This is a genomic window from Cytophaga sp., assembly GCF_051961495.1.
Taxonomy (GTDB): Bacteria; Bacteroidota; Bacteroidia; order Cytophagales; family Cytophagaceae; genus Cytophaga.
This window is the reverse complement of record NZ_JBQCDF010000182.1, coordinates 14,309-32,183: the sequence shown is the minus strand read 5'-3', so window position 1 is coordinate 32,183 and position 17,875 is coordinate 14,309. Positions and strand designations below refer to the sequence as shown.

At 39.5% G+C, this 17,875-nt stretch carries 14 protein-coding genes and 2 tRNA genes; 3 read left to right on the top strand and 13 right to left on the bottom strand.

Features of this window, described 5'->3' with window-relative positions:
- Nucleotides 1-274: 274 nt before the first annotated feature.
- The 4 genes from ACTHJT_RS09785 to ACTHJT_RS09770 all read right to left on the bottom strand — a co-directional run bounded on the left by ACTHJT_RS09785 (nt 275) and on the right by ACTHJT_RS09770 (nt 3,625).
- Nucleotides 275-736 (bottom strand): MOSC domain-containing protein, encoded by a 462-nt coding sequence (locus ACTHJT_RS09785; RefSeq protein WP_440237842.1) that lies wholly within the window; start codon nt 734-736, stop codon nt 275-277.
- Nucleotides 737-1,076: 340 nt separating this feature from the next.
- On the bottom strand, nt 1,077-2,048 hold the full coding sequence (locus ACTHJT_RS09780) for an MlaD family protein (RefSeq protein ID WP_440237841.1): 972 nt from the start codon (nt 2,046-2,048) through the stop codon (nt 1,077-1,079).
- A 3-nt stretch (nt 2,049-2,051) separates the two neighbouring features.
- On the bottom strand, nt 2,052-2,831 hold the full coding sequence (locus ACTHJT_RS09775) for an ABC transporter ATP-binding protein (protein WP_440237840.1): 780 nt from the start codon (nt 2,829-2,831) through the stop codon (nt 2,052-2,054).
- Between the two features lie 2 nt (nt 2,832-2,833).
- Nucleotides 2,834-3,625, bottom strand: a complete 792-nt coding sequence (locus ACTHJT_RS09770; RefSeq protein ID WP_440237839.1) for an MlaE family ABC transporter permease — start codon at nt 3,623-3,625, stop codon at nt 2,834-2,836.
- A 274-nt stretch (nt 3,626-3,899) separates the two neighbouring features.
- On the opposite strand from ACTHJT_RS09770, the gene ACTHJT_RS09765 reads away from it, so the two are divergent.
- Nucleotides 3,900-4,439: a hypothetical protein gene (locus ACTHJT_RS09765; protein ID WP_440237838.1), complete on the top strand. Its 540-nt coding sequence runs from the start codon at nt 3,900-3,902 to the stop codon at nt 4,437-4,439.
- A gap of 91 nt (nt 4,440-4,530) precedes the next feature.
- Here the strand turns inward: ACTHJT_RS09765 and ACTHJT_RS09760 are convergent.
- Together ACTHJT_RS09760 and ACTHJT_RS09755 are read right to left on the bottom strand one after the other, a co-directional pair.
- Nucleotides 4,531-4,605, bottom strand: a tRNA-Glu gene (locus ACTHJT_RS09760).
- Between the two features lie 96 nt (nt 4,606-4,701).
- Nucleotides 4,702-4,776, bottom strand: a tRNA-Glu gene (locus ACTHJT_RS09755).
- Between the two features lie 182 nt (nt 4,777-4,958).
- Between ACTHJT_RS09755 and gap the strand changes: the two genes are divergently transcribed.
- Nucleotides 4,959-5,966 (top strand): type I glyceraldehyde-3-phosphate dehydrogenase, encoded by a 1,008-nt coding sequence (gene gap, locus ACTHJT_RS09750; protein ID WP_440237837.1) that lies wholly within the window; start codon nt 4,959-4,961, stop codon nt 5,964-5,966.
- Nucleotides 5,967-6,047: 81 nt separating this feature from the next.
- Here gap and ACTHJT_RS09745 read toward each other — a convergent pair whose 3' ends face one another.
- From ACTHJT_RS09745 to lon, 5 genes are all read right to left on the bottom strand, one after another.
- The gene (locus ACTHJT_RS09745) at nt 6,048-6,632 is read right to left on the bottom strand and encodes a DinB family protein (RefSeq protein WP_440237836.1); all 585 of its coding nucleotides are present in this window, start codon (nt 6,630-6,632) and stop codon (nt 6,048-6,050) included.
- 406 nt (nt 6,633-7,038) lie between these two features.
- Nucleotides 7,039-7,767, bottom strand: a complete 729-nt coding sequence (locus ACTHJT_RS09740) for an SDR family NAD(P)-dependent oxidoreductase (RefSeq protein ID WP_440237835.1) — start codon at nt 7,765-7,767, stop codon at nt 7,039-7,041.
- A complete protein-coding gene (gene hslU, locus ACTHJT_RS09735) occupies nt 7,767-9,158 on the bottom strand; it encodes an ATP-dependent protease ATPase subunit HslU (protein WP_440237834.1) in 1,392 nt (463 codons plus the stop codon). Before hslU ends, ACTHJT_RS09740 begins: the two co-directional genes overlap by 1 nt.
- A gap of 13 nt (nt 9,159-9,171) precedes the next feature.
- Nucleotides 9,172-10,212, bottom strand: a complete 1,041-nt coding sequence (gene porQ / locus ACTHJT_RS09730; RefSeq protein ID WP_440237833.1) for a type IX secretion system protein PorQ — start codon at nt 10,210-10,212, stop codon at nt 9,172-9,174.
- A gap of 58 nt (nt 10,213-10,270) precedes the next feature.
- Nucleotides 10,271-12,757: an endopeptidase La gene (gene lon, locus ACTHJT_RS09725; protein WP_440237832.1), complete on the bottom strand. Its 2,487-nt coding sequence runs from the start codon at nt 12,755-12,757 to the stop codon at nt 10,271-10,273.
- A 133-nt stretch (nt 12,758-12,890) separates the two neighbouring features.
- Between lon and ACTHJT_RS09720 the strand changes: the two genes are divergently transcribed.
- Complete coding sequence (locus tag ACTHJT_RS09720) at nt 12,891-15,008, top strand: OmpA family protein (protein ID WP_440237831.1); 2,118 nt, start codon at nt 12,891-12,893, stop codon at nt 15,006-15,008.
- An 80-nt stretch (nt 15,009-15,088) separates the two neighbouring features.
- On the opposite strand, the gene ACTHJT_RS09715 is transcribed toward ACTHJT_RS09720, so the two are convergent.
- Together ACTHJT_RS09715 and rseP are read right to left on the bottom strand one after the other, a co-directional pair.
- Nucleotides 15,089-16,540 carry a LysM peptidoglycan-binding domain-containing protein gene (locus tag ACTHJT_RS09715; RefSeq protein WP_440237830.1) on the bottom strand — a complete coding sequence of 484 codons (1,452 nt, stop codon included), beginning with the start codon at nt 16,538-16,540 and terminating at the stop codon, nt 15,089-15,091.
- A gap of 14 nt (nt 16,541-16,554) precedes the next feature.
- Entirely contained in the window at nt 16,555-17,862 is a 1,308-nt protein-coding gene (gene rseP / locus ACTHJT_RS09710) for an RIP metalloprotease RseP (RefSeq protein WP_440237829.1), read from the bottom strand.
- Nucleotides 17,863-17,875: the final 13 nt, after the last annotated feature.

Here is a 17,875-nt window from a genome sequence, read left to right as displayed (position 1 = left end):
AATTTGGAACGATCAATCGACAAACTATAAGAAGTTACAATACCGCTCTGCATATGCGTATTGATCATGGCACGCTGAGAAGGGATTAATGAAATGAATTCATCATCCGGTGCCTCGGGGAAATCTATATCTACTAAATACTGATCCATACTTTATATTACGAATAACTGGATTAAGTAACTATCTTTTTTCGTTTATTTTCAAAAAAAATATTTAAGCCTAAAAATAATAAGCTTTACTTATCATTTAAATACATGTAACGCATATGGCTTTATTAAATTTTATGAATAAGATCGGCTTGCTGTATCCAGCCTTCGCGGATCACTTTTGCATATAACCGGGAATTACCGGGGTACATTTTTTGAGAAATACGACTGAAATATCCATCAGCAAAGGATTGTATGATTGTTTTGCAAGGTACCGTATAAGAAGTAATTTCAATAATCACATCCTGCCCCAACTGCAACCGATCTCCAACGGTTAATGATGTATAACCGGAATAATACACCGTAATATTTTCACCTGTTGAACCGGGATATACCGGATGACCTTCGTGCTGTAACTGTTCGATGATTTCCATGGAGAACAAGCATACTGCCCTCTCCGGACCGCCATGATACCTTTTATTTTTCTGCTTATCTCCAGCCAATCCGCTTTTAGTAACATACACACCACCAACAGGAAGTTTAGGAACTCCGCCTTTTGATATATTGATCTGGTGTATATGATTCTGCATGAATGAATATATAAATTATCATTTTATTCGCTCACCTTTATGTGTTTCAATTTTAATATGAAAAAATTAGACTTACTCCGATAGATACTATTAATATTTCAATACGATTTTACTATCAATATATAGCAGGGATATTCTTACAGGACAATCCCAGCTCTTACTAGGGCCTGTGACTCCGGTGAAAAAATGTATAATGAAAAAGACCTCATCTTGCTTTAAATTATCAAACGCCTGATCAGGTACATAAACAAATAGTCCTTGCTAATATCAATTAACAAGGACTATATTTAATCTTCAAAACTGTCAACCTATTTCAGGACGGGTCAATAATAATCTATTTTTAGTCTTTATTTTTCTTCTTTGCTTTCTCCTGCTTTTTATACGCGCCGCGCAATAAGAAACTATGTTTCAGTAATTCCAGGTCTTCATCGAGTTTCTGAGAGCTGGACTCCAGATTTTTGATTGTCTGTTTCATATGAGCGCCTGATTCATCATCACGCAATAATACTCCAAGCGTACTGTTCGGATCAGCGGATGCTGCTTTCAGGTTATTGACCATTACGCTTGCAGAGTCGGCAATGGTTTGCAGTTGCGCCATTGTTGCAGCCATGGATTGGAATACGACAGTATCCGTTACTAATTCATTCAGTAATGTGCCGTCATCATCCAGCTTCGAAGTAAATCCGGAAAGGTCGCGCATCAATTGATGTGCCTGGGCAGACGCCTGTTGTAGAGAACGCGTTGTGGCATTGATGTTATTGTAAATAGATTCATCGGTCATCAGTTTGCCCAGTGTACCTTCTCCATTTGCCAGGCGTTTACTTATAACTTTGAAATCCGTTGTAATAGCAAGGATGTTTTTATTATTCTGCTGCAGCGTATTCATGACATCATCGGTAGACAATACCTTTTCTACATGCAGCGTATCTCCTTCCTGTATATCTCCTGCTTTTTCAGTTCCGCCAAAAATGATCAGGATCTTATTTCCGATCAGTCCATCCGATCCGATTTTTACTTTCGAATCCCGGTTGATAAAAGACTGAAGTTCTTTATCAATATTCAGTTCCACTTCAACCTGCGACTTGCCATAGAAACGAAGCTTTTTAACAGTGCCGATTTTTACACCTGAGAACCACACATTGCTGCCTGGCAACAAGCCGTTCACATCTTCAAAAATTGCAGTCACTTTCATTTTTTTAATAAATGTTGCATGGAGATTTCCCACTGTCAGGATACCGCCAAGCAAGATTATTACGCCAACCAAAACAAATAAGCCTACAATGACCGCGCGTCTATTTGGTGATTCATTCATAGTTTAATCAATAAAATTGTATTTATAAAAACTTTGTATACGTTCATCCTGATCTTCAAAAACTTCTTCAAATGAGCCTGTGCGGACGAACACCCCATCAAGCAGCATGGCAACACGATCAGCAGTTTCTTTCGCACAGGTTAAATCGTGTGTAATGATAATAGAAGTAGTATTATATTTTACCTGTACATCATTGATCAGTTCATTGATCTCATAACAGGTTATCGGATCCAATCCAGATGTAGGTTCATCATACAGCATGATCTGAGGTTTTAAGATCAGTGTACGTGCAATACCAATACGCTTGCGCTGGCCACCTGAAAGATCAGAAGGCATCTGGTACATTTTATCAATCAAACCTACAGCATCCAGAACTTCTTCAACAGACTCATCAATTTCTTTCTTCGAAAGATTTTTAATATTCATTGTTAGCGGAAACTCCAGATTCTGCCGCACATTCATACTGTCGTAAAGCGCACTACTCTGAAAAGAAAAGCCGATATGCAGGCGCAACGCGTCCAGCTCTTTCTGAGTCAGCTGATCAACCTGCTTGCCAAGTACATTTACGATTCCTTTATCAGGTTTCAAAAGCCCGACCAGGATTTTGATCAGTACGGATTTACCAGTACCGGATTTCCCTAATACAACAACATTCTCCCCTTTGTATACATCCAGGTCAACACCTTTCAATACATCCAAAGGCCCGAAGGATTTATACAAGCCCTGGATGGAGATTGCTTTGTTGCTTCTATCGATTATATGCTTTGTATGCTCTTTCTCCATAATTAGAAAAATCTGATCCAATTTGTTATCTGAACAATAATAATCTCTTCAATAAAGATCAGGAACATAGTTGTTACTACAGCCTGGTTCGCAGCTTTTCCTACGCCGCGTGTACCTTGCGATGCGTTATATCCTTTGTAACACCCGACAATACCGATTGTAAAGCCAAACACAATGGATTTTGTTATGGATGAAAAGATATCCGTAAAACTGATATCACTGAATCCGCTTTGAAAAAAGTTCGCAAAACTAGTTGTTTCATTGGCGTGCACATTTACAAATGCTCCCATCAATCCCACAAAGCTGCAGTAGAGCGAAAGCACAGGTACCATCATGGTTGTTGCCAGGGTTCTTGAAACCACTAAATACTTGAATGGATTTATGGCAGAAACTTCCATGGCATCAATCTGTTCGGTTACTTTCATCGAGCCCAACTCTGCACCAATGCTGGAACCTACTTTACCCGCACAGATCAAGGCTGTTACGAGCGGCCCTAATGCTCTTACCAAAGCAATGGATATTAATGACGGCAGCCAGGATGTTGCGCCGAATACTTCCAGCGATGGTCGTGATTGTTTTGTAAAAACAACGCCGGTAACAAAACCTGTCAACGTAATCAAAGGCAGGGATTTCAAACCTACTTCAAAACACTGATCTATTACCTTGCGAAAGTGATATGGAGGTTTGAAAACCTGTTTAAAAAACATGCCAATGAACCTGCATGCATCGTATACACCTATAAACGTGCCATCGACCCCTTTCGAAAATACATATTGTCTGACTTTTTTGGCCATTTATGGTTAAAACTTAGGTTGTAAAATCTGGGAACTGTATGCCTGTGCATCATCATTCCCATTTTGATTTAATTAAGTTAACACAATTAAGCAATGCACACAAGCAAGGAGAAGATATTTTACAATAAAACAATGTGTACATACGGCTATAATACCACTTAAACATTATACGATGAAAAGAAAAATTTATATTTATTTCACTTTTATAGTTTCAATTTATAGATAATAATTATTTTTATCGCGCTTGTTATACTGCACTTTTAATTAATACTTTATGAAGGAACCGGATAAGACCAATATTTTCAGCAACGCTACGAATGAAGAATTGCTCTCAAGGCTTCGTAAAATAGATTCAGCGGACAGCTCTGATATTGTTTTGTTGAAGCAGGAGTTTATAAACAGAGAAATGTTTGAAGAGTCTTTTGCTATTGATACTTTTTTAAGTGACCAGTTTGATCCTTCAGGAATGTCATTAAAAGAAATTCAGGCATTGGTATCTGATCGCTTACAAACAGGCGAATCCATTGAAAGCATCAAACTGGATCTGGCTGATCATGGCATTACATTGGAGAATTTGATAAACAATGAAGCCATACGGGTTGATGCAATTGCTGATAAAATTGCCGCTGCAACAGCGCACAGAAAAGATGAAGTACATATTGATGCAGAATTAAAAAAGGAATATAATCTCAGCGATGAAGAAATTATTGATGTAAAGCAGAATGTAAAAGGTCGTACCCGCTTGTATACAATAATAGCAATATTGGTAGCATTGTTTTGTGCAGCAAGATTTTTCCTTAAACTCATGCAATGATTTCAGTTTCCGGAATGCTGTTTTGTCTTAAGAAATTATTATGCCCGAAAAAAGAAATCCCTTCGCTTGAAATAAGCAAAGGGATTTTTACTGGTAGCCTGTACGGGAATCGAACCCGTGTTTCGTCCGTGAAAGGGACGCGTCCTAACCCCTAGACGAACAGGCCTTTTTTGAAGGAATACAAAACACTGGTAATGTTCTGTTTTGATTTCAGAAAAAGAAAAAGTCCCGTTAAAGAAGCGGGACTTTGACTTGCTATTTTTGGTAGCCTGTACGGGAATCGAACCCGTGTTTCGTCCGTGAAAGGGACGCGTCCTAACCCCTAGACGAACAGGCCTTTTTCTAAAGGTTTGCAAAACTATGAAAGTTTTTAATAATTACAAAACCAATAAGGATATTTTTTAATAAAATAAATAAAAGCCTTAGCCGGTTGATTTTGGATAGGCGTTATTGTATGTTTGTAGCTTATTCAGTTAGTTCAGAATATTATATAAGTTCGTGGTTTAATCTTTAATAATTATGTCAAAAATTAAAGTAGGTATTAATGGCTTTGGCCGTATTGGTCGTTTGGTTTTCCGTGCTGCGGTTAACAATCCTAACATTCAAATAGTTGGAATCAATGATTTGATTGATGTGGACTACATGGCATACATGTTAAAGTATGACTCTACTCATGGTCGTTTTGATGGAACGGTAGATGTGAAAGATGGAAAGTTGGTTGTGAATGGTAACGCTATCCGTGTAACTGCTGAAAGAGACCCTGCAAATCTAAAATGGAATGAAGTTGGTGCTGAATACGTTGTAGAATCTACTGGTCTTTTCCTGACTATGGACACTGCAGACAAACATATTGCAGCTGGTGCAAAAAGAGTTGTGTTATCAGCTCCTGCAAAAGATGATACTCCTACATTTGTTATGGGTGTTAACAATAAGTCATATACAAAAGACATGACTATTGTTTCAAATGCTTCTTGTACAACAAACTGCCTGGCTCCGGTAGCTAAAGTATTAAACGATAAGTTTGGTATCCTTGAAGGTTTAATGACTACTGTACACGCTGCTACTGCAACTCAGAAAACAGTAGATGGTCCTTCAGCAAAAGACTGGAGAGGCGGCCGTGGTGCTTACCAAAACATCATTCCTTCTTCAACAGGTGCTGCTAAGGCTGTAGGTTTAGTTATTCCTCAGTTAAAAGGTAAATTAACCGGTATGTCTTTCCGTGTTCCTACACCAGACGTTTCTGTAGTTGATTTAACTTGCCGTTTAGACAAACCAGCTTCATACGAGGCAATCAAAGCTGCTATGAAAGCTGCTTCTGAAGGTGAGATGAAAGGTATCCTTGGATATACTGAAGACGAAGTGGTTTCTACTGACTTCTTAGGCGATGCTCGTACTTCTATCTTCGATGCTAAAGCTGGTATCTCATTGAATGATAACTTTGTTAAAGTTGTTTCATGGTATGATAACGAGTGGGGCTATTCAAACAAACTGGTAGATTTAATCTGCCACATGGATACTGTTAAGTAATTAACAACCTCATAAATATAAAAAGCCCCTTGATCAATGATCAAGGGGCTTTTCTTTTGGATTCCGACAACGAAGTCTTAATTACATTTCATGAAACGGTATGTCCGGAATATCATCAAAATCTTTGCTTTCTGTCTGTTTGTAATTACTTCTTACTTCGACATCCAGTTTATTTTTTTGTCTCAAATGATGACGAAAGTGCATTTCAATCAACGCAAACCATTCTTCAGCAGATAAGTAACCAAAACTCGGGTGCTTAACTTTGGCCGTAGGCTTCTTATAGTCAATTTCCTTTGCTGTTTTATAGACAAGCTTTAAGAACCTGTAAAAATCATCTTTAACCTTTTCAGTACTTAATGGCTGGCCAGGTTCTTTGTATGGGTTGCTCTTGTATTTAAATGGCATGTATCCTTTAAACAAGAACTGAAAAAAACCTTTAAAAGATTTCCCTTCCTTACTATTCGTATCTTTTTGAGCCAGGCATTCCTGGATTGCCTTAATATGCACTTCCTGGGAATAAATTAATAAGTGATCGTAAATCTGACCAATTGTCCAGCTTTTCTCCGTTACCTTCTTTTTAAACTGATTGGTACCGTAAAAGTCCAGTTCTTTTAGCCAGTATTTTGCCAGCGGGAGTAATTTTTTATAGGTATTTTCTGCGCTCATACATCAAATTCGTTCCTTGAACAAAAGTACTATAATAAATGTGATTTTGTGATGCTGTTCATAAAATCTAGGCAAAACAAAAGGGATGATATTCTTACAACATCATCCCTTTCACAGAAGTATAAAGTTAAAAAATAATAAAAATATTGTGTCCAAAAGTATTATGTACAAATATGTACCTTTTAAATTAAAAAACAACACTTTAAAACATATTTTTTTTACCAACAAAATTAAATAACAAAATAACTATCTGACAATAAATAAAATACTAAAAAACTGGTAAAATGCCCGCCTAAATAAAAGATGTAATATAGAATTTACAATTCGATTAAATGCATTTAATCTATGCATGCATAATTATAAATTGAGAAATAATAGCGGAAGAATTCGTAAAACAGTCTGTTGATTAAAAATCTCTAACGGAAAGAATCGTTTGGGCAAACAATTCCGGAGCATCCGTAATCTGTAATAATTTTTGTGCAACCTGGTCAGCCGGTACTAACTGTTTATTTGCATCAAGATCAAGAAAGCGATTTAGTGTAGAAAAACTTTCTATGGGAGTTTCTCTGATTTTTTGCTGCATGCGTGTATCCACTACCCCTGGTGCTACTGAAAAAATGCGGGTATGCGCTTGCTGATCTATTTCAAGCTCCCTGGCTACATGCAGGGAAAAATGATCCACACCTGCTTTGGATGCTCCGTACAAAGCCCAGCCATCAGACACCTTGTTGGCTGCCCCGGAAGAGATATTCAGGATCACTCGCCTCGCAAACGATGAAACCGGAATTTGTAAAAAAGCATTCGTAAGCTGAACAACACTGAGCAGGTTTACCTGAAATAGTTTCTGTATTTCATCAGGAGAAAATTTTCCTGTATATCTGATCGGATCAACGATACCGGCATTATTGATCAGGTATAACTGATCTTCCTTCTGAAAAGCCTTCTTAAATAACTCTGTTATCAGCTTAAGTTGTGAAGGCTCACCCAGATCTGCATGTATGTGCTCATATTGCTTGTGAGAAATCGTGCAGGTTCTGGCAATACCAAATACATACACATTGCTCCGCTGCACCAACTTCTCTGCAAGGGCTTTACCCAGGCCGTAAGAAGTGCCGGTAATAAAATAATAATGCATTACAGAATAAACTGGCTGAGATCTCTGTTCTTAACCAATCCTTTCAGCTTTTGTTCTACCAGCTCGCGGGTGATAACGATATGTGCATTTGCGCCGATACGGTCCGGTACATCAAACAACAACTCATTCAACAAATGACTCATGACTGTATGCAGGCGACGTGCACCGATGTTCTCTACTTCAACATTCAATTCAAATGCGATCTCTGAAAGCGACAACAATGCATCGTCATTAAAATCAATGGTTACATTCTCTGATGACAACAGTGCCTGGTACTGTTTGGTCAGGGCGTTTTTAGGCTCTTTCAGGATGTGGTAAAAATCGGATTGTGTTAAGCTGTTCAATTCAACACGGATCGGAAAGCGTCCCTGTAATTCAGGAATAAGATCCGAAGGTTTTGAAATATGAAAGGCGCCGGCAGCAATAAATAAAATATGATCTGTGTGAATGATTCCATACTTTGTGTTCACGGCACTTCCTTCAACAATAGGCAGCAGATCGCGCTGCACCCCTTCTCTGCTCACATCCGGGCCACCGCCTTTTTTAGAGGATGCAACTTTATCAATTTCGTCGATAAAGATAATACCCATGTTTTCTGCCTTGCGGATCGCCTCATCTTTCACATCGTCCATATCAATCAATTTAGACGATTCTTCATCCAGTAATATTTTGCGTGCTTCCGCAATGCTCAGCTTGCGTTTTTTAGTTTTCTTCGGCATCATGTTACCGATCATTTCCTGGATATTCATCATAGATGCTTCATCCATCGGCCCACCTACAACACCTACGCCTGGCCCCTGCTGCTGCACATTGATTTCCACTTTACGTTCATCCAGTTCACCGGAACGAATCTTCTCCCGGAACAATTCGCGCGTGCGCTCATTCAACTCCTGGTCGCTATCCGGCATGACAGCCGGCTCTGTCGCTGAAGCTGAGTTTTTGAATCCCATTCCGGTATTCTTTACCGGCGGAATCAGTAAATCCAGAATGATATCTTCAACGGCTTGTTCAGCCTTCACTTTTACTTCTTCTTTCTTCTTTGCTTTTATCATGTTGACAGACTGTTCAACAAGATCACGCACCATACTCTCCACATCACGGCCTACATAACCTACCTCTGTAAATTTAGATGCTTCAACTTTGGTAAACGGTGCATCGGCCAGCTTTGCCAGGCGTCTTGCTATTTCTGTTTTTCCCACGCCTGTTGGTCCGATCAGTAAGATATTATTCGGCATGATCTCCTTACGCATATCCTCCTGTGCATACATCCTTCTCCAGCGGTTGCGTAAAGCAATGGCAACATTTCTTTTTGCATCATGCTGCCCGATAATGTATTTATCTAACTCTGCTACGATCTGTGTAGGTGTATAGAAATTCTCTAACGCTGTCATTGCTGTATGTAAATTATTTTTTAATCCATTCGTTGATATTCATACCTAAGGTGAAGAAAGTTGTACCACCTTTAATAGTATAATATGCTCTTGTAAAGCCAATGTCAAATTTTTTCACCCGTAGCATAAAGCCCCATGAAAGACCGGCTGCGCCTGACTTGTCCTGCAGCTTCAGTTCCCGGCGCATCATGAAATTATATCCGAAGCGGGCATGAAAATTTTTTGTAAACAGAAATTCTCCGCCAATAACAAAATGCCTTAGCAGCTTATCTGTAAAAGTTGTTTCAATAGGTGTTACAGAACCATCCAGGTTTACCTTTACGTTGATTGCCGGATCATTATACACGAAATCAAATTTATATAAGTGATGTGCAGTGACAGACAACCTCAACGGCATATGCTCCGGTTTAAATGTAGCTCCTAATTGCAGATCCATGGGCAGATTTACATAATCTCCTTTTACATAATTTTTCAAATTGAATCCGATGTTTTTAGCCACCAGACCCACCGTAAGCTGCTGAGTCGGGTGTTTGTACAGAGCGCCAAAATCGATCATGAAGGCCGCCGCATTAAAGGCTGCAATATTTGAATAAACCAATTTGGCATTTACGCCCATGGAGAACGGGCCCAGGCCCCTTGCATAACCACCTACCAGTGCAAATTCATTGGGATGATATACGGTACCTGTTTCATTTCCCGAAGCGTCAATTTCATTGATGGCGCCATAGTTAAAATAATTAAGGCCTGCACTCAGCGTACCTTTATCATCTTTCAGCTTATATGCTCCAAAGAGTGTTGATTTTTTAATATCCGCAAAATACGGCTGGTATGTAAAACTTATGTTCTTATGAATGGAATCATTCAATAAGGCAGGATTGGCATATCCCATGGCCACATCTCTGTCCAGGATAGAAACGTTGATTCCTCCCACGGCCGCCTGTCGCGCCGCTACCGGAACATTTAAAAATGAGTAACCTGCACGTCCTCCCAATTGGCCGAATGTAAGCAAGGGAATCAATCCGCCCACCAAAAATAAAAACCGTAAATGCCTCATAGATATCGGGAAAACGTAAATCGGCAGCAGATTGGTATCTGCTGCCGGAATTTAGCTGCTATTTTTTTGTGTCCTTCTTTGCTTCTTCAGGAATCTGAAGATTAAAAGGTTTCTTGATTTTTTGTTTCAACAAAGCAATGGCCAGTACTTCATCTGCAGTTTCTACAAAGTGAAACTTCAGATCACTGATATCCGGCTTGTGTATTTCATCGATATCCTTCTGATTTTTTTTGCTTAGAATGATCTCCTTAATACCGGCACGTTTTGCTGCCAGGATTTTTTCTTTAATCCCTCCGACCGGTAATACTTTGCCGCGCAATGTAATTTCTCCCGTCATGGCTAATGCCGGTTTAATCTTCCGCTGCGTAAAGGTTGATGCCAGCGATGTATACAAAGCGATACCCGCAGAAGGGCCGTCTTTTGGCGTAGCGCCTGCCGGTACGTGTATATGCAGATCAAAATGATCAAACACTCTGTGATCTATGCCAATGGAATCAATATTAGCCTTCAGTAATGATAGTGCTGCTGTAGCAGATTCTTTCATTACATCACCCAGCTGGCCAGACAAGGTAAGCTTGCCTTTTCCTTTGCTGATGATGGATTCAATGGTAAGGATCTCGCCACCGAAAGGAGTCCACGCAAGACCTGTTACGATACCAGCCAGTTCATCCTGCTGGTAAGTATCTTTCTCAAAGTCTTCTGCGCCGAGAATTTCCCGCACCTGCGCCGGCTGAATTTTCTTTGTATACTCAGTGCCCATGGCAATGGAAACAGCAATGTTTCTTACAACTGCACCAATCTTACGTTCCAGATTCCGCACGCCCGACTCACGCGTATAATCATCGATGATCTTAACAATGGCCGCATCTGTAAATGAAATATCTTTTACTTTCAGACCATGCTCTTCTTTCTGTTTTGGAATCAGATATTTTTTAGCGATCTGGATTTTCTCTTCCAGGGTATAACCATTGATCTCTATGATCTCCATACGATCGCGCAATGCCGGCTGTATGGTATCCAAAGAGTTCGAGGTTGCAATGAATAAGACTTTCGACAGATCGTATTCAACTTCCAGGAAGTTATCCATGAAGGTTGAATTCTGTTCCGGATCCAATACTTCCAGAAGTGCGGATGACGGATCGCCTCTGAAATCTTTCGACACTTTATCAATCTCATCTAAAATGAATACCGGGTTTGAAGTTTCAGATCGTTTAATGCCCTGAATGATTTTGCCCGGCATGGCACCGATATATGTTTTGCGGTGTCCGCGTATTTCAGACTCGTCATGCACGCCACCTAACGACATACGCACATATTTACGGTCCAATGCTTTTGCAACCGATCTTCCCAAAGATGTTTTGCCTACACCCGGAGGTCCGTATAAACAAAGGATAGGCGCATTCATGTTGTTTTTCAGCTTCAATACCGCCAGGTATTCAAGAATGCGCTGCTTCACTTTTGTAAGACCAAAATGGTCTTCATCGAGAATTTCTTTTGCATGAACCAGATCAAAATTATCAGTTGAATGTTCACCCCAAGGCAAATCAACCAGCAACTCCAGATAATTGAATGTTACCGGATAATCCGGCGCCATTGGATTAATGCGCTGTAGTTTGGAAAGTTCCTTATCAAAATGCTGACGTACTTTATCCGGCCAGTTCTTGGTAAGCGCTTTTTCCTTCAGACGTTCAAACTCCTGCTCGCTGCTGAAATCACCAAGTTCATCCTGCAATACTTTGATCTGCTGGCGCAGGAAATAATCGCGTTGCTGCTGATCAATATCTGTATGTACTTTGGTATGAATCTCGCGTTTTATTTCCAACATCTGGATATCTTTATCCATCAGCTGCAGCAACCAGGTAGCACGCTCTACCGCATCATCAAACTCAAGCAGCTTTTGCTTGTCTTTTAAATCAGCATTGATGTTGGAAGAAAGAAAATGCGTCAGGAAGTTTTCACTCTCAATATTATTAATCGCTATCTGTGCATCCTGAGGAATTTCAGGATTCATTTTCAGAATTTTTGTTGCTGATTCTTTTACTGATTGCAGAAGTGCTTTCACTTCTTTTTTATTCATGTTTGGATGTATGTCTTTCAACATACTCACCTTTGCCTGCAGGAACGGTTCGCTCTGTACTTCTTCGTCAATCGTGAAACGTCTTTTCCCCTGAATAATAATCGTGGTATTGCCATCCGGCAATACGAACATTCTAAGAATTTTGGCTACCGTACCTATTTTAAAAATATCCTGAAATCCGGGTTCTTCCGCTTTCTGGTTTTCCTGAGCAACAACACCAATCGTTCTGTCACCTTTGTAATATTTCTTTACTAAGCGAATTGACTTCTGTCTGCCAACAGTAATCGGTAATACTACACCAGGGAAAAGAACAATGTTGCGAACAGGTAAAATCGGTAAAATAGAAGGAAATACTTCTTTGTCCATCTCTGCTTCTTCTTCCGGTGTAATCAATGGAATCATTTCCACCGGCTCTGTTTCCAACATACTTGACAATAACGACCATTCGGTTTTATTCATACTATTCATATCTTCAGCGTTACCTTTATCTTATGCCAATATGGCATTTTTTTAGGATTATTTGCGTATTTAATCTAATTAGAACTATATTTATATAAGTTTTACAATTCGCATGCCATTATCTATTTTTAACAAAAGAGTTTTGAAAATAAACGAGCTGAAAAAAGTTGGTGTTTGTATTTCACTTATACTGACGTTTGTGCTCTTTTATCATGAAGCCTATCCCCAAAAAGGTAAAAAGAAAACTACTTTTCAAACGATTGCAGCAGCAGGCCAATTAGACAGTATTTCTGTCATGCGGTCAGAGTATCAGTTTGAATTTAAGAATATCAATAAAATACCATTTTACTATGACGAAGCTGAATATCTGAAAATCAAAAAACTGGAAGAAGCAAAAGATTACAAAAGTCTTTTACCTGTACTTGAACGTTATGTAAACTCTTTTGGTATCCAGAACTTCAGCAGAAACACAGACATGCTGTGGAAGCTCGGCCGCCTTTACCAGCTTTTTGGCTTCGGAGACCGCGCACTTTTCATGTACAGAACCGCATTAAAAAATCTCCGCGGTAAAAACATTGAAGAAGTTAAAAAATATTATGATACCATTACTGCTTCAAGTGTAGAAAAATATGTACCGCTGGAGTATTATTACCAACTAGTAGAGTACAGAAAAGCTGTTGATACACTTATACCGCCCAAAAGTGTTTTCCTGAACATGGGTGAACTGGTGAATGACCTGCGTTATCCGGATTACGGCCCAACCATGAACGTAAGCGGAAACATTCTGATCTTTACCAAACGTAAAAAAGTTCTTACTCCTACGAAGTTAGCATACAGAGAAAATGAAGACCTTTATTTCTCCATGAACTATGACGGATTCTGGGATGAAGCGCTACCATTCTCCAACGTAATCAACTCTCATTGTAATGAAGGTTCTGCGACAATCAGCAAAGATGGACGTACACTTTATTTTGCGAGTAGAATCGTTCCGGATATTCTGTATGATTGCAGGGATTGTATGGGTTCATGTGATATATATGTTTCACATCTGGATGAGGATGGGAAATGGACTGTTGCAGAAAATCTCGGAATTCAGGTGAACAGTATTTCCTGGGATTCACACCCGACATTATCTCACACGGAAGACACGCTGTATTTCGCATCTGACCGTATAGGCGGCTTTGGTTTATCTGATATCTGGTATACATACAAACTGCCCAAAGGTGGCTGGGCGCCGGCGCAAAACATGGGCCCCATCATTAATACACGCGGCAATGAAGTAAGTCCTTTTTATCACCCCTTGCATCACGTATTTTATTTCAGTTCAAACGGCCATTTGTTAAACTTTGGAAAAAGAGATTCGGTTGATTTTACCTATCACACCTATGATATCTATAAATCCAGAATGCTTGAACATAAATGGCAGGAACCGCGTAACATCGGGCCACTGGTAAACGGCGAAGGCGATGAATATTATTTCACGATTGATTCAAAATCACGTGACTTATTTTATTCAAAATCAGAAATTGATAACCTGGCCAACCTGGATCTTTTCAGTTTCCCCTTACCTATGGAAGCGCAGCCACTAGCCTATACTAAGCTGAAAGGTTCATTAACAGATTCGTTAACCAATGAGCCCTTTACCGGTATTGTATCAATCATTGACTTAACGAATGGTATTGAAGTGGCGCCTAAGTTTATGCGCGAAGACGGTACGTTTGAATTCGACCTGAATAATGACAACGATTACTTGTTGGTTATCCAGGGCGATGACTTCTTCCGGATTGAACATACCTTTAAACTGGACGGTGATACGACCATCAACATTCAGACAAACTCAATCAAGTATAATAAATGGAAATTCACTTCCCTGGAATTTGAAAACAACAGTTCTCAGATTCTTCCTGAGATGTATGGTGACCTTGATAAGGTTGTAGACTTCCTGGTAGATCATCCGAACATTAAACTGATCATCTCAGGCCATACAGATGGCAGCGGAGACCAGGCAGCAAACTTAAAGCTTTCACAGGCACGTGCTGATGCCATCAAAGCATACCTGATGGAAAAAGGTGATATTGCTCCTGAAAGAATTGAAGCGATTGGATATGGCAGCCAAAAGCCAATTATACCACAGGAAACGTCTGAAGCTGATAGAAAAATCAATCGACGCGTGGAGTTTGAATTGATACGTACAGCAGCTCCACCGAAGGAACCACAGCAGGAAGAAGAATTCATCGAAGAAGATACATCCGGCGAATAAATTTCACCTCCTTTAAATAAAAAATCCCTCACACAATTTGTATGAGGGATTTTTTATTTAATATCAATTTTGCTTTCTGCTTATTTTGCATTCGGCGGAGGCAATTGATTCAGGATTTTTTGTGCCATCTTCGGTACATTATCGCTTACGATCTGATATACATAACAATTGTTAGAGTTGTAATGTACTTTGAATTTATCGCCGGCGATCTGTTTTCCTGTAGCATCAAATATTGAATAGTGCACGGTGAATGTACGTTCATAGTTTAAGGCTGCACGATCCAGACAGTTCTGATAATTTGTTTTCACTTCAAACTGATTGATGAAAATATAATAATCGATACTGTATTTTTCATCGAAGTATTTAAAGAAGTCAGGATTGCGGACATTCACACCAAAGTACTTTCCGTTATCAGTTGGTGTTGAATACTGGGTTGTAGGATCAGTTGAACTTCCAGTGATGGAGCCAACTGTGTTTTTCATCCAATTTCCTTTTTTAGTAGGGTTAGTAGAATTGGTTTGTGTTTGTGTAGCCTCAATGGAATTGGGGTTGTTTAATGCAACCTGATAATTATAATTCACAGAAGAATAAATTTTATTCAGGTCGGTTAATGAATCACTATTGTGACCACCAAGCAGGTGTATGGTTTCATAGCCGGGAGCGATCAAAAGTGTATTCAATCTTTTTCTAAACACTTCACGTACTTTGGTGCGCTGCATGTTGGATTTAGCGGCAATTTCATCATCCGCATCCGAGAAATATAAATACGGATCAAAAGGCACAACCAGAATTTGTTTACGATCCGGATCGTATGTATAAGGTGTACCTAAATCATTAAACGGTGGCGCATAATTAGAAACATTTGATAACACCGGTTGATTAGGCTGTGTGGAAGAAGTATCAACCTTGGTAGTCACCGGCGTTGTTGTTGTGCCAGTGGTTGTAGTGTTTTCAGGTTTCGTTGTTGTTGTTGTTGTGGTGGTTGTGTTATTTGAAGTCGTGTTACCGGTAGTAGTATTTGATGCAGTGCCAGTAGTTCCTGTTGTATTCGTAGTTGTACCGGAAGTGGTTGTCGTATTTTTCGTTGCAGCAGATTCTGTATTTGAATAACCGACAATAATTTCCTGACCGGCTTTCAGATCCATGTTATTCATTTTCAACAATTGCTCCACGCTGGTATTGTATTTTTTTGCAATACCATAATAGGTGTCGCCCGGCTGTACTTTGTAGACCTGGGCATTCGGATTTGCCGGTTTAGCAGGTTTAGCCATTGCAGAAGGATTGTATGGAATATTAACCACCTGCCCTACTTTTAATCCATTTTCAAGTTCCGGATTAATATCAAATAAGTCTGAAAGCGGCACTCCGTATTTTGTTGAAATACCATATATAGTCTCTCCCGGAGAGACCATATACTGCAGATGCAGCTTGTTATTTATTTTAGTAACACCAATTGAATCCTGTACACCAGCCTTAGTAACGATGGTAACAAATAACAAAACAATTGGAAAAATGCTTTTTTTGATCATCATAGTCGAACGGTTAATTAAAAGAAATTCCTGATAACGTCATTAGATATTGCGAATAACATCAATGCAAGTAAAATTGCCATGCCAATTTTTTGTGCATTTTCCAGAAATGAGTCTGATGGCTTTTTGCCGGATACAATTTCATAGAATAAGAACATCACATGTCCTCCATCCAATGCCGGGATAGGAAGCAGGTTCATAAACGCCAATACCATAGATAAAGTTGCTGTCAAACTCCAGAAATGGGACCATTCCCAAATCGGGCCATAGGCCTTGCCAATAGAGAAGAAGCTGCCGACAGAATTTGATGCTTTTAATTCGCCTTTAAATATTTTGGTAAAAGCTTTTATCTGATCGGTAACTACTTTTACAGAATTGGTGATACCACGAGGTATGGATTCAAGGAAAGTAAATTTTCTGACAGAAGGTTCAATAAGAAGATCCGGTCTGAAACCAAGCACTCCTGCAGAGTCAACCTGTATTGTTAATTTTTTATCTCCTGCGGCACGATGCACCAGCACTTCAACTTTTTTATTTTTGTTTGCATTCAGCTGGTCCTTAAACTGGTGATAAAAAGGTACGTTCACGCCATTAATCTGCATAATGGAATCGCCGTCTTCCAATCCGCCTTTATCCGCGTTCGAACCTTTTGCAACTTCAAGAACCTTATAGGCCATAATAGGTTCAATGAACCCTTCAGCATTCTTCTCTACTAATTTATCCAGCAGGTTTGCAGGTATTAAGATAGTTTTTTCAACGCCATTTCTTGAAATAGTTATCGAGCCATTCTGATTTAAAAATGCTTCTGAAAGTTCAGCGATATCATGAATCTTTTTTCCATTGACAGCAACAATATGATCACCGGTTTCAATACCAATTTCCTTTGCAATTGGCCGGGCTACAATACCGTGTTTGTTAACCTCGTCAATGCTGATGTATTCTTCGCCCACAATAAAGCATAAGGCGATATTAATCATAAATGCCACCAGTACATTGACAATAATCCCTCCCAGCATAACAATCAAACGCTGCCAGGCCGGCTTACTTCTGAATTCCCAGGGCTGTGGCGGTGCTTTTAATGTTTCCGTATCCATGGACTCATCAACCATACCGGAAATCTTCACAAAACCTCCCAATGGGATCGCGCCGATGGAGTATTCTGTTTCTCCTTTTTTAAAGCCTACAATTTTCGGGGGGAAACCAATCGAGAATTTTTCAACCCGCATGCCAAAATATTTGGCCGTCAGCATGTGCCCTAATTCATGTACTCCAACTAAAATTGACAACCCCAGGATCAACTGGGCTATCATCACTATAACTTCCATCCGGTATTACTTT

Bases quoted from the DNA above. Each gene is read 5' to 3' on its own strand.
- ACTHJT_RS09785 (WP_440237842.1), bottom strand. From the start codon at position 736: ATGCAGAATCATATACACCAGATCAATATATCAAAAGGCGGAGTTCCT.
- ACTHJT_RS09780 (WP_440237841.1), bottom strand. From the start codon at position 2,048: ATGAATGAATCACCAAATAGACGCGCGGTCATTGTAGGCTTATTTGTT.
- ACTHJT_RS09775 (WP_440237840.1), bottom strand. From the start codon at position 2,831: ATGGAGAAAGAGCATACAAAGCATATAATCGATAGAAGCAACAAAGCA.
- ACTHJT_RS09770 (WP_440237839.1), bottom strand. From the start codon at position 3,625: ATGGCCAAAAAAGTCAGACAATATGTATTTTCGAAAGGGGTCGATGGC.
- ACTHJT_RS09765 (WP_440237838.1), top strand. From the start codon at position 3,900: ATGAAGGAACCGGATAAGACCAATATTTTCAGCAACGCTACGAATGAA.
- gap (WP_440237837.1), top strand. From the start codon at position 4,959: ATGTCAAAAATTAAAGTAGGTATTAATGGCTTTGGCCGTATTGGTCGT.
- ACTHJT_RS09745 (WP_440237836.1), bottom strand. From the start codon at position 6,632: ATGAGCGCAGAAAATACCTATAAAAAATTACTCCCGCTGGCAAAATAC.
- ACTHJT_RS09740 (WP_440237835.1), bottom strand. From the start codon at position 7,767: ATGCATTATTATTTTATTACCGGCACTTCTTACGGCCTGGGTAAAGCC.
- hslU (WP_440237834.1), bottom strand. From the start codon at position 9,158: ATGACAGCGTTAGAGAATTTCTATACACCTACACAGATCGTAGCAGAG.
- porQ (WP_440237833.1), bottom strand. From the start codon at position 10,212: ATGAGGCATTTACGGTTTTTATTTTTGGTGGGCGGATTGATTCCCTTG.
- lon (WP_440237832.1), bottom strand. From the start codon at position 12,757: ATGAATAGTATGAATAAAACCGAATGGTCGTTATTGTCAAGTATGTTG.
- ACTHJT_RS09715 (WP_440237830.1), bottom strand. From the start codon at position 16,540: ATGATGATCAAAAAAAGCATTTTTCCAATTGTTTTGTTATTTGTTACC.
- rseP (WP_440237829.1), bottom strand. From the start codon at position 17,862: ATGGAAGTTATAGTGATGATAGCCCAGTTGATCCTGGGGTTGTCAATT.